General features: G+C 47.6%; 17 protein-coding genes. 11 read left to right on the top strand and 6 right to left on the bottom strand.

Translation table 11 applies throughout. The features are described 5' to 3' along the window. Positions 1–19 precede the first annotated feature (19 nt). From MMA19_RS23130 to flgA, 6 genes are all read right to left on the bottom strand, one after another. Positions 20–1,291 (bottom strand): divalent metal cation transporter, encoded by a 1,272-nt coding sequence (locus MMA19_RS23130; RefSeq protein WP_038228678.1) that lies wholly within the window; start codon positions 1,289–1,291, stop codon positions 20–22. A gap of 327 nt (positions 1,292–1,618) precedes the next feature. Beyond that, positions 1,619–2,503, bottom strand: coding sequence for a DMT family transporter (locus MMA19_RS23125; RefSeq protein WP_006072101.1), 885 nt, complete (start codon positions 2,501–2,503; stop codon positions 1,619–1,621). A gap of 91 nt (positions 2,504–2,594) precedes the next feature. Continuing rightward, positions 2,595–3,317, bottom strand: a complete 723-nt coding sequence (locus MMA19_RS23120) for a lytic transglycosylase domain-containing protein (RefSeq protein ID WP_124940490.1) — start codon at positions 3,315–3,317, stop codon at positions 2,595–2,597. Then, positions 3,307–3,744: a flagellar export chaperone FlgN gene (flgN, locus tag MMA19_RS23115; protein WP_006072104.1), complete on the bottom strand. Its 438-nt coding sequence runs from the start codon at positions 3,742–3,744 to the stop codon at positions 3,307–3,309. Before flgN ends, MMA19_RS23120 begins: the two co-directional genes overlap by 11 nt. A gap of 41 nt (positions 3,745–3,785) precedes the next feature. Then, positions 3,786–4,070 carry a flagellar biosynthesis anti-sigma factor FlgM gene (gene flgM, locus MMA19_RS23110; RefSeq protein WP_240207350.1) on the bottom strand — a complete coding sequence of 95 codons (285 nt, stop codon included), beginning with the start codon at positions 4,068–4,070 and terminating at the stop codon, positions 3,786–3,788. Positions 4,071–4,231: 161 nt separating this feature from the next. Next, positions 4,232–4,954, bottom strand: coding sequence for a flagellar basal body P-ring formation chaperone FlgA (gene flgA / locus MMA19_RS23105; protein ID WP_051868219.1), 723 nt, complete (start codon positions 4,952–4,954; stop codon positions 4,232–4,234). A gap of 133 nt (positions 4,955–5,087) precedes the next feature. Here flgA and flgB point away from each other — a divergent pair, with 133 nt between their 5' ends. Genes flgB through flgL form a run of 11 tightly spaced genes read left to right on the top strand, consistent with a single transcriptional unit; the run spans position 5,088 to position 14,055 of the window. Further along, positions 5,088–5,450, top strand: a complete 363-nt coding sequence (gene flgB, locus MMA19_RS23100) for a flagellar basal body rod protein FlgB (protein WP_006072109.1) — start codon at positions 5,088–5,090, stop codon at positions 5,448–5,450. A gap of 2 nt (positions 5,451–5,452) precedes the next feature. Next, complete coding sequence (gene flgC, locus MMA19_RS23095; RefSeq protein WP_006072110.1) at positions 5,453–5,887, top strand: flagellar basal body rod protein FlgC; 435 nt, start codon at positions 5,453–5,455, stop codon at positions 5,885–5,887. Next, entirely contained in the window at positions 5,887–6,564 is a 678-nt protein-coding gene (gene flgD / locus MMA19_RS23090; RefSeq protein WP_006072112.1) for a flagellar hook assembly protein FlgD, read from the top strand. Before flgC ends, flgD begins: the two co-directional genes overlap by 1 nt. A 58-nt stretch (positions 6,565–6,622) precedes the next feature. Then, complete coding sequence (gene flgE / locus MMA19_RS23085) at positions 6,623–7,819, top strand: flagellar hook protein FlgE (protein ID WP_006072114.1); 1,197 nt, start codon at positions 6,623–6,625, stop codon at positions 7,817–7,819. 10 nt (positions 7,820–7,829) lie between these two features. Then, entirely contained in the window at positions 7,830–8,561 is a 732-nt protein-coding gene (locus tag MMA19_RS23080; protein WP_240207349.1) for a flagellar basal body rod protein FlgF, read from the top strand. A gap of 23 nt (positions 8,562–8,584) precedes the next feature. After that, entirely contained in the window at positions 8,585–9,370 is a 786-nt protein-coding gene (gene flgG / locus MMA19_RS23075; RefSeq protein ID WP_006072118.1) for a flagellar basal-body rod protein FlgG, read from the top strand. A 40-nt stretch (positions 9,371–9,410) separates the two neighbouring features. Continuing rightward, entirely contained in the window at positions 9,411–10,085 is a 675-nt protein-coding gene (gene flgH, locus MMA19_RS23070) for a flagellar basal body L-ring protein FlgH (RefSeq protein ID WP_240207347.1), read from the top strand. Beyond that, positions 10,085–11,206 (top strand): flagellar basal body P-ring protein FlgI, encoded by a 1,122-nt coding sequence (locus MMA19_RS23065; RefSeq protein WP_006072123.1) that lies wholly within the window; start codon positions 10,085–10,087, stop codon positions 11,204–11,206. The genes flgH and MMA19_RS23065 overlap by 1 nt, the downstream gene beginning before the upstream one ends. A 9-nt stretch (positions 11,207–11,215) precedes the next feature. Continuing rightward, on the top strand, positions 11,216–11,770 hold the full coding sequence (locus MMA19_RS23060) for a rod-binding protein (RefSeq protein ID WP_062462608.1): 555 nt from the start codon (positions 11,216–11,218) through the stop codon (positions 11,768–11,770). Between the two features lie 2 nt (positions 11,771–11,772). Next, positions 11,773–13,146, top strand: a complete 1,374-nt coding sequence (gene flgK / locus MMA19_RS23055; protein WP_240207345.1) for a flagellar hook-associated protein FlgK — start codon at positions 11,773–11,775, stop codon at positions 13,144–13,146. 9 nt (positions 13,147–13,155) lie between these two features. Then, positions 13,156–14,055: a flagellar hook-associated protein FlgL gene (flgL, locus tag MMA19_RS23050; protein ID WP_006072129.1), complete on the top strand. Its 900-nt coding sequence runs from the start codon at positions 13,156–13,158 to the stop codon at positions 14,053–14,055. Positions 14,056–14,084 lie beyond the last annotated feature (29 nt).

The raw sequence follows: 14,084 nt of genomic DNA, 5'->3' as shown, positions 1-14,084 counted from the left end.
GAGCTCGGCGTTGCTGTTTTTACATTATCCATTTCCACCAAATGAATAAGGCGAGGAAACCGAACAAATAGATTAAGCCTAGAATTGACAGTGCTTTTAGCTTACTGCCCATTTGGAGAGCTGTCGGTAGCTCCGTTTTAGAGACAAGAATGTAGTTCAAAAGAGCAAAAATAGGCGTCGTCACAAAGGCCATGATCATCGCAAAGTTGAGCATTGGCATTAGCGCTTGAGCAAAGAAGGCGATGATAGAGATCGCGACAATAGAAACCACGATGACCCAGGCTTGATAAGTCTTCGGATTTTCTTCCGTTTGATTTTGTAGCAGACGTTGTGACTCCGCGATTGCGCGTGAATAACCGTCGATCACCGTGATAGTACTACCAAAGATACAGAAGAAGGCGATGACCGCAATTAGATAACGAGACCATTCACCGATGGTCGAAGCATACATGCTCACCAACTGATGGGAAAATCCTACGCCTGATGCTGAAAGCTCAGTACCAGAGCCATGAATTACCAAAGCACCTAAGGCGACAAAAACAATCGCCAATACTGCTGTACCAATATAACCGACGTTGAAATCAAACAGAGCAGACTCAGCAGTTACTTTTTGTTTCTTACACTGACTCTTGAGCCACATAGATGTGATGCTAGAAATCTCAATTGGAGCAGGCATCCAACCCATGGTAACCACAATGAAGCCAATGGCGGCAATCGTCCAAGGAGAAGGGGATTGATAATCTGCCGGAGCTACACTGCCGTTAGAAGCGGCGATAACGACAGCTGTAACCGTCGCAACGGTGAGTGTTGCCATGATGGCTTTTGACAGCCCATCCAATGCCCTGTAGTGCCCTGCAAACAGAATTGCTACACAAGTCACTAAGACCACGCCACATAGAGCTAACGAAGGTAGTTCAAAAGGTAGGAAATAACCAAGTAGGCTGGCACTGAATAGTAGAAGCGCTGCGGTGTTTACCACTGCAGAAATAACATTGAGAATCGTGAAGACCCAAAGGTAGCCGCGACCAAGTCCCGCGTAGCCTTGAATAAGGCTATCACCAGTACCTACGGTATATTGAACACCTGCTCGGAAGAATGGGTATTTAAATAGGTTTACGAGCAGAATGAGTGCAGCTAATTGCCAACCATAAATAGCACCTGCTTTGGTTGAAGCGACGAGATGTGAACCGCCAACGGCAGCGGCAGCCATCATAATACCGGGGCCAAGTGAACGAATTAATTGAGAGATGCCGGGACGAGCAGCACTGGATGAAGGAATGGAGTTATCCATAAAGCATTTCCTTTGTCATTATTATCCGTAGAGGGAGTGTTGGGCTGTATCTAAATATTTACACTTTGATTATTAATTTATTTAGTGCGCTTACATTTCTACAGGTTTTTTAGAGTGATGCAATGCCAAAAAGGCCATGTCATTTTCCAATTTGGAGTTAATGATTGTTTTGGTGGTTTTTTCTGGAGTTTTATGCTGATAAAGAGAGGGGCGGAAAAGGTTCGTTTTTGAGATCTAGGTAAAAAAAGTATGAAAAAAACGGCTGATGATGCAGTAAGCCAAACGTTTAAAACGCTTGGTTTACTGCAGTTGATAAGCGGAGTGAAGTTATGCTTTGCGTTTGATTTGCTGAACAACTAGTCCGATAACAATCAGTACTAAGCCAACTAACGTGGATGGATGTATTTCTTCGCCGATAACATATGCTAGCAACATCAAAGAAATAAACGGTGATGCAAATATAAGGTTACTAATACGAGCGGTGTTCTGTGTTAGTTTCAGCGCACTTAGCCATAAGACAAAGGTTATGCCCATCTCAAATAGACCCACATAGGACACCGCCAGCCAACCTTTGATGCTGATGGTTGACCACGCTGCGCCTTCATAAAGTGCGACGGCAAAGGCAAACGGTAGTGCGACTAAAAAACCGAGTAACACACCAACAACAGGGTCGGCGGTGTTGCGAGTATTTAAGATCCAATAACCCGCCCAAAGTAGAGTAGAAAGCAGGGCTAAACCGACGCCAGCAGGACTATCGAACTGTAATCCCAGTACATCGCCTTTAGTGGCGATAACCACAACACCTAAATAGCCCAACGCACATGCAAACCAGTCTTGAGGGCGAATTTTCTGCTTTAGAAAAACGGCGGCCATTAAGGTCAAGGTAATGGCCCAACTGTAGTTGATGGGCTGAGCTTGCGAAGCCGGTAGCAAGTCGTAAGCTTTGAACAAAATTAGGTAATATGCTAGCGGGTTAATCAAACCAAGTAGCAGATAATAAAATGGGTTTGAGACAAAGGTGGTCTTTACTTGCGACAAGGTACCTTGAAATGCGCAGACTGCGACTAAGGCAAGGGTTGAGGCGAATGAGGCTGCTGCGACCATTTGTGCTGGTGTGAATTCAGCTAAAGTCAATTTAAATGCCGTCGCGACTGTTGACCACAGGAGGACAGCGGACAATCCGAAGATGATTGCCTTGCGTTCGTTATGCATGAAAGTGAGTCTGGGTGAATAGGTTAGAATGTCAGCATCTTACCAGTGAATAAGGTGATGGGAACAAGCAATTTTTAGATTGTTAGCTTAGTCACAGCGAAATCAAGGGGGGCAGTGGTGTTAAGTCGATAAGCGGTGCTTGCTGCCAATGGGTTTCGCTGGCAAACAGCCACATTGTCGTCACGCGATCTTGTCTTAGTGAATTCACGTCGACTAATGCCAATAGAGCATAAAACCGGTGAACGTAGTGTGTGGTCTCAGTGGGTAATCGTAAATCTGAAAATTGCCGACTACCCGCTCTTTTGATGGCTCGCTGTACACGCCCTTCACCTGCGTTGTAGGCGGCGAGAGTCAGGTTAATATCACCGTCAAACTTGTTATACAGAAAGTCGAGATATTGCATCGCCGCATGTGTGCTCGGCGCTATCTCAAAACGTTGGTCGTGCTGCTGAGTCACTGTGAGCCCAAAACGTTTCGCAGTAGCCGGCATTAGCTGCCAAAGCCCGGCTGCTTTTGCAGGCGAAATAGCTTTAGGGTTATAGGAGGACTCAAGCATGGGAACTAAAACTAAACTGTCTGGCAGAGAACGCTTAGAGAGCTGTTTGAAGATCTCATCGACCAAAGGGTTGAATTCTTCAAACTTCTTCATGATCTGTTTTTGGTAAGGCTTTAGAGTGTCTAAATGGGGCTGGATTGCACTCTCTGGCGGCCGACTATTCGCATGACTAGGACGAAACCAGAGACACGCAAAGATAATTCCCACCCATAATAGTAAGTGGTAACAGTAGATGTTGCGGTTCAGGTTACCTGACATGTTCCCCATAACAGTGTTGTTCTTGCCCTGTTAACTCCCCGAGTAACTCATGGAAAGCGGCCGAACTTTGTCCATTGTCATGATTGTACTTTTGACACTCTTTAATCAGCGCCTCTAGAATTTGCCATTGCTTGGCAATACTATCGGACAGCTTGGCTGGCAGAGCGCGAATGAGCTTTTTAGCTCCGTTTTCAGAACATGGTAGTTGCAGTTGTTGCAACGTGTGGCTGCGTTTACTGGCATTGCTTCCTAGTTGCTTGAGAACTGGCAGTTGGTTATGAATATTGTTACTCAATGCTTCACCATCAAACTTTAAGTACAGCGCTTTTTGATGCTGTAGCAGTGCCAATAGCTTGCGATAAAGCTTGATGTCTTCAGAGATTGAAAGTACAAATTGCTGGACTAGCTCTGTCCTTGTTGCTGCCATTTAGTTGTCCTCTTGCTGAGACATAGCCCATTAAACAACGGCTAAGACTCATGTCCTGTATGAAAACGCATTACTGCTTGTGATAACGCTTTGACGTCTAGTCCCAACTCTCCTTTCGCCAGTGCATTACGAACCGCCTCAACCTTTGCCATATCGACATTCGGCATTGCGGCAAGTTCGGCTTGGGCTTTATCCAATGCTGCTGTATTGGCATCAAACGCCGACTCAGAAACGGTCTTGCGCGTCGGAGCTTCAGTGGTCTGTGTTTTAGATTGATTAAAGTTGGTTTGAGGGACGTGCCCACCGGCCACCTTGTCGATTTTCATTGCTATGTTGTCCTGTCGCTGTGTCGTTAACAGTATAGGGCGGCAAAAGTGAAGGCAGTATTAAATCTGCCTTGATGAATTTGGGTCTTTTTATTTTTTTACAGCAGAAATCCGATTTGATTCGAGCACTAAAATCGAAAATTGTTATCTTGAGTCAGAAATTAGAACTGAGTGTGAACTTGGTTCAAACCTGTTACCACAGCTCGAATTACTTTCTTAGATTGGCTATTTTGCACCTCGATTTGCTCACCTGCTCCACCTGTTTCCAACGCAATGCCTTTCGTGCTGGCATTGAATTTTCCTTTTGCTGCAATGATGACGACTTCATTGCCCTTCTCGACGAGCGGAGGCTTGACCACGAAGCTGGCATCAATGATTTGCCCTGTTCGCATACGGCGAGAGACTTGGTTACCAATGATTTGTGATAAATCAGCAACGAAATGAACGGCGCGATTGAGAGTGCGAGTTTCCAGTTGTACCGATGCTGCGGTGATCTGAGTATCTCGATTTAATGTTTGACTGGCGACGGCGACAGGCAGCGATAAGGTCACTTTGGCGCTGGTGTTGATGCGCCACTCGTTGTAACCATCTTGGCATTGCACACTGCGTCTTAAGTTGCCTACAGGCAGTGCCTGACTATCTCGGCTTGTGATAATCAATGGTGCTTGGCATTTCGCTAAATGTTTTGCTGACTCTGGAACGAACATCACCAGATTGGTTTCGTAGTGTTGCCAGTTTTGTCTCTGGGCGGTGCGTTCGATCTCCGCCAAGACTGACTGTTGTACTGCCACTTCCACGTCTTGTGGCGTCATTTTTTGCTGAGTTTCGGCCTGTGAAGGTAAAGTTAGCAGCAGCAAAAAAGCACTTCCTAGCCACTTCCTCATCCCACGTCTTGCTTCCGTAAAACGGAAGTTCCATTTCCTGATAAATATGTAAGTCATTGTTTTTGTTTTATAAAAAAATTGGCACATATCTTGTTATTTCCCTTGGTACTTCGCCCATTTAAGGACAAGAGACATGGCAATTAGTTTTGATAGTGCATTGGGGGTTCACCCACAAGCACTCAACTTTCGGGTTCAGCGTACCAAGGTGCTTGCTAGTAACTTAGCAAATGTCGATACCCCTGGATACCTAGCCAAAGACTTGAGTTTTACCACCGTGATGAAGCAAGCCAATCCAAATGGTGTGCATACGCCAACACCAAAATTGGACATTGCGACGCAATACTCAGTGCCTTACCAAAACAGTAAAGACGGCAATACCGTTGAGCTCGGTGTAGAGCAAGCCAAGTTCACCCAAAACAACATGGATTTCCAAACCAGTCTGACCTTTATGAATATGAAATTCAGTGGTTTGGCTAAAGCGATAGAGGGACGCTAATCATGTCATTCACTGATATCTATTCCATCGCAGGCTCTGCGATGACGGCGCAAACTGTGCGATTGAACACAGTGGCAAGTAACTTGGCAAACGCTGATGCCGTGTCGGCTAACCCAGATGATGCTTACAAAGCGTTAAAGCCAGTATTTGCCACGGTATACAGTCAAACTCAACTTGCCGCGGGACAAAATGTGTATCCGAATGCGGAAGTGCGCATTGTTGATGTGGTGCAAAGTGATGCCAAAGCCGATCAGCGTTTTGAACCGAATAACCCGCTGGCAAATGAAGAAGGCTATGTGTACTACCCAGGTGTCGATGTGGTGGCGGAAATGGCCGATATGATGTCGGCAACTCGCAGCTTTGAAACCAACGTTGAAGTGCTGGCTAATGTGAAAAGCATGCAGCAAGGCTTGTTGAGACTAGGAGAAGGACGCTAATGAGTATCGCGCAATTTACCGCTCTGGATACGGACACGCCGGTTGCGAGTCAAAGTAATGCTGGTATCGCGGCTAACCCACAAGACATGAACAGCGCAACGTCACTGCAAAATGAGTTTATCACCTTGATGGTGGCGCAGATTCAAAACCAAGACCCACTGAACCCACTAGACGGCACTGAGTATGTCAGCCAATTAGCACAGTTTTCACAGGTACAGAGTACCGAGAATATGTCGATGCTGATGCAAAACAGTATGGTACTGCTGGATAACATGCAGGTGCTTTCAACGGCAGGGCTCGTGGGGCAAACCGTGTATGTCAGTGGTAATGAAGTGGAGTTATCGGACGGGATACAAAACGGCCGCGTTGAGCTGGCGCATTCATCCAATCAAGTGACCTTAGTTGTAGAAGACGAGTTCGGTCAGAAAACCAAAGTACCGCTTGGCGCACACCCTGCGGGAGACGTGGATTTTTCAATCAACCCTGAAGAGTTGGGTCTTAAGCCCGGTAAGTATTCGCTATCGGTAGAGGTTCAAGAAGGTCAGGCGGACCCTAACTTATTGCTTGCCGGTGAAGTGAAGCAAGTACGAATTCCAAGTAACGGAGGCGCAGCCATGGTGAATATCGCTGGTGTTGGCAATGTGCCTTTCTATCAAATCAGTCAGTTTGGTGCCTAGCGCCTACGCTCATCGCACAACAACGTGCTGAGACACATTATCAGAATTAGAGGACATTATGAGCTTTGATATCGCATTAAGTGGCTTGGACGCTACTAACACTCAGCTTAATACCATCAGCCACAATATCGCTAACGCATCGACTTACGGTTTTAAAGAAGCGCGCACAGAATTCTCTGCGGTGTATAACGGTATGCAAGCCGGAGGGGTAGAAGTCGCATCCATCTCGCAAAACTTTGATAAGAACGGTTCGGTTTCGGGAACAGGTCGTGCTATGGACTTGGCCATCAATGGTAATGGCTTCTTCGTCACTAAAGACCATATGGGGCAAACGCTGTATACCCGTGCGGGCGTATTTGGTACCGATAAAGACAACTATGTGGTTGGTAATACGGGAGCGAAACTACAAGGTTATGGTGTTGATAGCAACAATAATCTACTGACGGGTTCAGTGGGTGATCTGAAGATCAGTACTTCATCACTAGCCGCACAAGCGACTGATAAGTTGGACTTCGTGGCTAACTTTGACGCCAGCTCAAAAATCGTCGATCAAACGGTGAATCCTTTTGACCCAGCAGATCCAGATTCTTTCAACTCATCATATACCTCCAAAGTTTATGACTCATTAGGCAACTCGCATACGGTGACTCAGTACTTCACTAAGACTGCAGACAATACTTGGGAAGTGAATGTTCAGGTTGATGGTGGCAGTACGCCAGCACAAACGGTTCCGGTTACCTTCAATCCGGATGGCACACTAGCCTCGCCAACGGGTAGTTTTAACGTTGCGTTTCCTGCGGCAGGTGCGAATGCCATGAGCATCGATATTAGCCTCGAAGGCAGCACTCAGTTTGGAGCGGCATTTGGTGTGAGTACCAACAATCCCAACGGTTACACCTCTGGTGAATTAGCAGGCGTACGCGTTGAAGATAACGGTATGGTGTTTGCGACCTACACCAATGGTCAATCTCAGCTGCAAGGACAAGTGGTGTTAGCCAACTTTGCCAACCCTCAAGGGCTTGCGAAAACTAATGGTACCGCATGGACTCAAAGTTATGGCTCAGGGGCGCCAGTCATGGGCACCCCTGGCTCTGGTGTGTTAGGCGACCTAACGCCGGGTGCATTGGAAGGCTCGAACGTTGACCTGACCTCTGAGCTTGTGAACTTGATGACAGCACAGCGCAACTATCAAGCTAACGCTAAAACCATCTCAACGTCTGACAAGCTCACTCAAGCTCTGTTTAACGCAGTATAAGGTGTAGAGCATGGATAGCTTGTTATTCACAGCAACCACAGGGGCGAGCCGAGTACTCAAAGCGCAACACGTTCGCTCCAACAACTTATCGAACGCGGACACTGCAGGTTTTCGCGCAGATATGGAACGCGCTAAAAGCATTCCCCTACAAGGTTCTGGTTTTGATGGCCGCACTATGGTGGTCACCAACTCGGCAGCGACACGCTTTGATGCTGGCGATGTGGTGAAAACGGGCCGAGCGCTAGATATTGCCATCATGGGTGAAGGCTACATCAGTGTACAAACCCCTATCGGCAATGAGGCATACACTCGTGCCGGTAACATCAAAGTCGATGAACTGGGTGCGATGAGCATCAATGGTTTTGCCGTGGTTGGTGATAATGGCCCGATGGTACTGCCTGAGTTCCAAAAGGTAGAGATCAGTGAACGTGGTCGTGTTTCGGTGATTCCTCCAGGCGGTGGTGCCGAAGTGGAAGCAGGCACATTGAAGTTGGTCAAACCGGATATGAATCAACTGCAAAAGGAAAGCGATAGTTTGCTGCATAGCCTTGATGGCCAACCTTTTGCCGCTGATCCAACGGTAAACCTTGCCCCGGAACATATCGAAGGTAGTAACGTGTCAGCCATTGATGAGCTGCTTAGCGTTATGTCACTTACCAGAAACTTTGAGATGCAAATCCGCATGATGAAAACGGCGGAAACCCTTGCGCAATCCGGCAACAAATTAATGAGTGCGAGCTAATCGCTCGCGCCAAGGAGTAAACCATGCATTCAGCATTATGGGTCAGTAAAACAGGGATGGCCGCCCAAGATACAAAAATGACGGCGATTTCCAATAACCTTGCCAACGTTAATACCGTAGGCTTCAAACGCGATCGAGTGGTGTTTGAAGACTTATTTTATAGCATTCAGCGCCAGCCAGGCGCGCAAGTCGATCAAGTGAACCAACTACCGACTGGGGTTCAGTTAGGTAGTGGTGTGCGTGTGGTGGGCACTCAAAAAGTCTTTACTCAAGGCAGCGCGCAAAACACAGGGCAAGACCTAGACCTAGCTGTGATGGGACAAGGCTTTTTCCAGATTGAAAACTCTGATGGCCAGATCATGTATACCCGAAATGGTCAGTTCCATGTCAACTCAGAAGGTCTGATGGTAAATAGCCAAGGCTTGCCATTGGAGCCTCAAATTCAGATTCCCGATAACGCTTTGACACTCTCTGTTGGTGTTGATGGCACGGTGACGGCGACCACGGCAGACGGTCCTGCGCCACAGGATCTAGGACAAATCACCCTAGCGAAATTTGTTAACCCAGCAGGCTTAGAAGCCATTGGCGGTAACTTGTTTAAAGAGACCGAAGCCAGTGGGCAAGCAGAAGAGCTGATTGCCGGTGAAGAAGGGGCGGGCAGTATCAAGCAAGGCGCATTAGAAGGCTCAAACGTGCAAGTAGTGGAAGAGATGGTCGATATGATCACCACCCAACGCGCTTATGAAATGAACGCCAAGGTGGTGTCGGCTGCCGATGACATGCTGAAGTTCGTCGCACAAGCGGTGTAGGTTAGTAAAGTTGGGAATTAACGGAAAAGGGATAAGTGGTATGAAATGGCTTTCTCGCTGGGGAGTGGTAATTGGGCTACTCGTGCTTACTGGCTGTGCAGCTCGACCAGAGTTTGTACCACCAGAGCCGGATGAACAAAAGTATGCACCGCCTGAGCTCAATTACGCGCTGCCACAAGCAACGGGAGGAAGCCTCTATCGCCATCAATATAACTTAACCTTATTCCAAGACCGTCGGGCGTACCGAGTGGGTGATGTACTGACGATTTTGCTGGTGGAAGAAACGCAATCGAGCAAGAAAGCGGATACCAAATTCGGCAAGACGTCTAAAGTGGATTTTGGTGCGGCAACCGTTGGTGGAAACACCTTTGACGAGACGGCGGTGGGTCTTAATGGCAGCCGAGCTTTTGATGGCAGTGCCGCTAGCTCCCAAGGTAATAAGTTAGAAGGCGCTATTACGGTCACGGTACATGAAGTGATGCCCAATGGCGTACTTAAAATTAGCGGTGAGAAATGGATTCGTCTTAACCAAGGCGATGAATTTATTCGCGTCACGGGCATTATTCGTGCCGACGATGTGGACCGTTACAACCAAGTGTTTTCTCATCGCATAGGGGATGCGCGCATCACCTACTCTGGACGTGGTGCTTTAGCTGACAGCAACTCTGCTGGTTGGCTCACTCAGTTCTTTACCAGCCAATGGATGCCGTTCTAATGACTCAACAACGCTATTTCTTTACTTCAATTCTACTGGCATTTGCTCTCGGTATGATGTCATCAGCCAGAGCCGAGGTAGAAATCCCAATTATGGATCTGGTGGACGTACAGGGTGTGCGCACTAACCAGCTTGTTGGTTATGGTTTGGTTGTGGGTCTCGACGGCCAAGGTGACCGAAACCAAGTGAAGTTTACCGCTCAGTCTATCACCAATATGCTGCGCCAATTTGGGGTACAAATCGGTGATGATGCGAATCCAAAATTGCGTAACGTCGCCTCGGTGAGTGTCACTGCTTCGGTGGACCCGATGGCAGGCCCTGGGCAAATGTTGGATATAGTGGTCTCGTCAATTGGTGATGCCAAAAGTTTACGTGGAGGCACGTTACTCTTAACGCCATTGCGAGGTGTGGATGGTGAAGTCTATGCAGTCGCTCAGGGTAATGTGGTGGTTGGAGGAGTGTCTGCTGAAGGACGCAGCGGTTCTAAAATCGCAGTAAATACGCCCACCGCGGGACGAGTGCCTAATGGCGCAACCTTGGAACGTGAGATCCCGTCGGACTTTAACTCTCGTTCTCAAATCACGTTGAATCTGCGTAAAGCCAGCTTCACCACGGCAAAAAATATCGCTCGTGAAATCAATGGTACGTTTGGTCCAGATGTGGCCATTGCCATCAACAAAGTGCGTGTCGATATGCGCGCGCCAAAAGATACTCAGCAGCGTGTGACCATGATGTCGATGCTAGAAGAAATGAGTGTTGTAGAGGGACGCAAACCTGCTCGAATCGTCTTTAACTCGCGTACCGGCACGGTTGTCGTAGGACAAAACGTAAAAGTGACAGAAGCAGCGGTAAGCCATGGCAACCTAACGGTATCGATTACTGAGTCTCAACAAGTGAGCCAACCGAATGCTTTCGCTGACGGTGACACGGTTGTGGTCGATCAATCGAAAATTGATATCAGTGAAGACCAAGCGCAAATGGTGATCTGGCCTGAAGGGACAGAGCTCAACACCATTGTGAATGCAGTCAACAGCTTAGGGGCAACCCCAACCGATTTGATGTCCATTCTACAGGCCTTGCATGAAGCGGGTGCGCTCAATGCTGAGTTGGTAGTGATCTAGGAGAGTGTGATGAAAATAGACGCGATGAATGACAGCACGAGAATTAATAGCATGCTCTATCACGATAATGCCGCTCTGACCAACATTAAACACAGTGCCGATGAGCAAGGTGCACTAAAAGAAGTCGCAGGGCAGTTCGAAGCCATGTTCTTGCAAATGGTACTGCGCCAAATGCGCAGCAGTAGTGACGTACTGGCAGATGAAGACAGCCCTTTCTCGTCGCAGCAACATGGCGTGTTTCGAGATATGCATGATGGACAATTGGCTATCGAACTTGCCAAAAAGCAGAATTCTGGCATTGCCGATATGCTGGTGAAACAGCTAAGCCCTACTCAAGCGTCAGCCTCGAACCTCGAGGTGCAGTTCGACCCTAGCTTAACACGCACCCTAGGGTCGGCTAACGATATGGAAGCAACTTCACAGGTTAGCACAACAGCTTCGCTTCACAGTGACGATGTGATTAATGGCATCGATCATTCCGTCGCCTTCACTATTCAGTCCCCAAGCGAGGCGGCCACGACCATGGCGTTTTCTCAGCCTCTTATTAGAACAACGGAGCTCTAGTTATGAACCTCGTCAATATTGCGCTTTCAGGCATGAATGCCAACCGAGTGGCATTGGATGTGACCGCTCAAAACGTCGCCAATATTAATACGCCGGGATACAGCCGTCAGCAAGCGGTGATGGCGTCGTTGGCTGGGGGGAAATACGATAAAACTAACCCCGGAATGGGGGTGGAAGTGACCAGTATTCGCCGAGTGACCGATCAATATTTGGTGAAGCAAACGTGGTCAACGGCCAGTGCCGCTAACTACGCATCGGGTTATACCAGCGCCATGAGTCAGTTGGAAAACATGTTAGGGGCTGATGGCTTTAGCTTATCGGCGGGCTTAGATTCTCTATTTGCAGCACTGAACGATGCAACGACAAAGCCTGAATCAACCCCACTGCGTCAACAGGTGATTAATGAGTCGGAGGCCTTAGCTCGCCGCTTCAATACTTTGACCGAATCGCTGCACAATCAACATAAAGATGTACATGACCAGCGTAACGCCGCCATTTCTCATGCAAATAGCTTGATGTCCAATATCGCGGAAGTGAATAAGCAAATTGTTGAAATGCAAGGCACGGGTGGTAACCCTGCGCAGTTGATGGACACGCGTGATGCGCTTGTGGGAGAACTTTCCAAAGTGATGGAAGTGAAGACCACCGATCAAGCGGATGGCAGTATTCAAGTCTCATTGGCTTCAGGGCAGCCTTTAGTAATGGGCAGCGATGCCAGTGTGATTAAAGCGATTCCTGACCCAAGCGATCCATATCTTGCCGACATCCATATTGAGTTTGGCAATCAAACCTTTGCGGCTAAAGGTGACCTTGGCGGTAAGTTGGGCTCACTTCATGACTATCAAGTGGATGTACTCAAACCCTATCAAGATGCCATTGATGATATGGCGCGTAGCTTGGCGGATGAAGTGAATGCGGTCTTGGCAGCAGGACAGGATCTTAATAGCAATGCGGGTAAAGCCTTATTTAGCTACGACCCAGCTAACCCAGCTGCCAGCTTAACTATCACGGATATTAAGTCGGATGAGTTAGCATTTTCGAGCGATGGTAACCCAGGTAACAGTGATAACCTCAAGGACTTGATTGCCATCAGTAACAAACCAGTGACCATTACTGGCTTTGGTTCCCTGTCGCTGAATGACGCGTTTACTGCGATGGTCGGAGAAACGGCAATCAAAGCCCGCCAAGCGGATTCAGATTACCAAGCGAAACAGTCAATGTTTGAACAGTCGGTGGCAGCGCGCGATAACGTCAGTGCCGTTAATAGTGATGAAGAAGCAGCAAACCTAATGACCTTTGCCAATGCGCACAATGCCAATATGAAGGTGATCAGTACGGCTAACCAGCTGTTTGATTCCGTTTTGCAGTTATTTTAAGGAGTTAGTATGAGAATCAGTGATACTCAATTTAGCCAGATGATGCTGCAAAGCTTGCAGACCAATAATGCTGGGCTTGGCAAAGTGCTACAACAAATGGCGACCGGTGATCGGTTAACTAAATTGTCTGATGACCCAATGGCCTCGATTCAGTTGTTGAACCTCGACCGTGAAGGCAGCGCAATTAATCAATATCAACGCAATATTGCTAATGTGAAAACCACGCTATCAAGCCAAGAGGTTTATCTCGATTCGGTCAATGAGAGTTTAAAAAGTATGCGTGAATTGGTGCTGTGGGGTTCTAATGGCACGCTAACGGACGAAGACCGCGACGGCATGATCACCGAGCTGGAAAGTCTACGTGATTCCATTGAGTCTTCGTTTAATGCTCAGGATGAAGAAGGCCACTATTTGTTCTCAGGCACCAAAACTGATACGCCAGCACTGTCAAACTCTGGGGCAGGTTATGTCGTGGATGGTAACAGCGATAAGCGAGTGGTGACGGTTGCTAAAGGCGTCACCATGGAGTCGAACATGACGGCCAAGGATATTCTTGAACTTGGTGGAGGAAACAACGTACTTAATCAAATCGATGCGTTGATTGTTGAATTTAAGAACCCGAGTCCAAATTTCCAAGCTGAAGTTGATGCTAGCCTGAACGCCATAGATGATACCTTGGGTAACGTGCTTGGGGCGATGACAGAGATCGGTGGTCGCCACAATAACCTTGATTTGATGGATGGCGCACACGGTGAAAACAAGCTATTCGTTGATAAAGTGACCAGTGATATTTCTGCGTTGGATTATGGTGAAGCATCCGTTCGTCTCAGCAACTACATGGCAGCATTACAAGCAACTCAAGCCAGCTATGTAAAAATTAACGATCTCTCGCTTTTCGACCGTATTTAGGTCTAAGAATTAGTTAACAAGGAAAGGTG

It is taken from the genome of Vibrio sp. CyArs1, assembly GCF_022432925.1.
In the GTDB taxonomy this organism is placed as follows: domain Bacteria; phylum Pseudomonadota; class Gammaproteobacteria; order Enterobacterales; family Vibrionaceae; genus Vibrio; species Vibrio mediterranei.
This window is presented reverse-complemented; position numbering and strand designations above follow the sequence as displayed.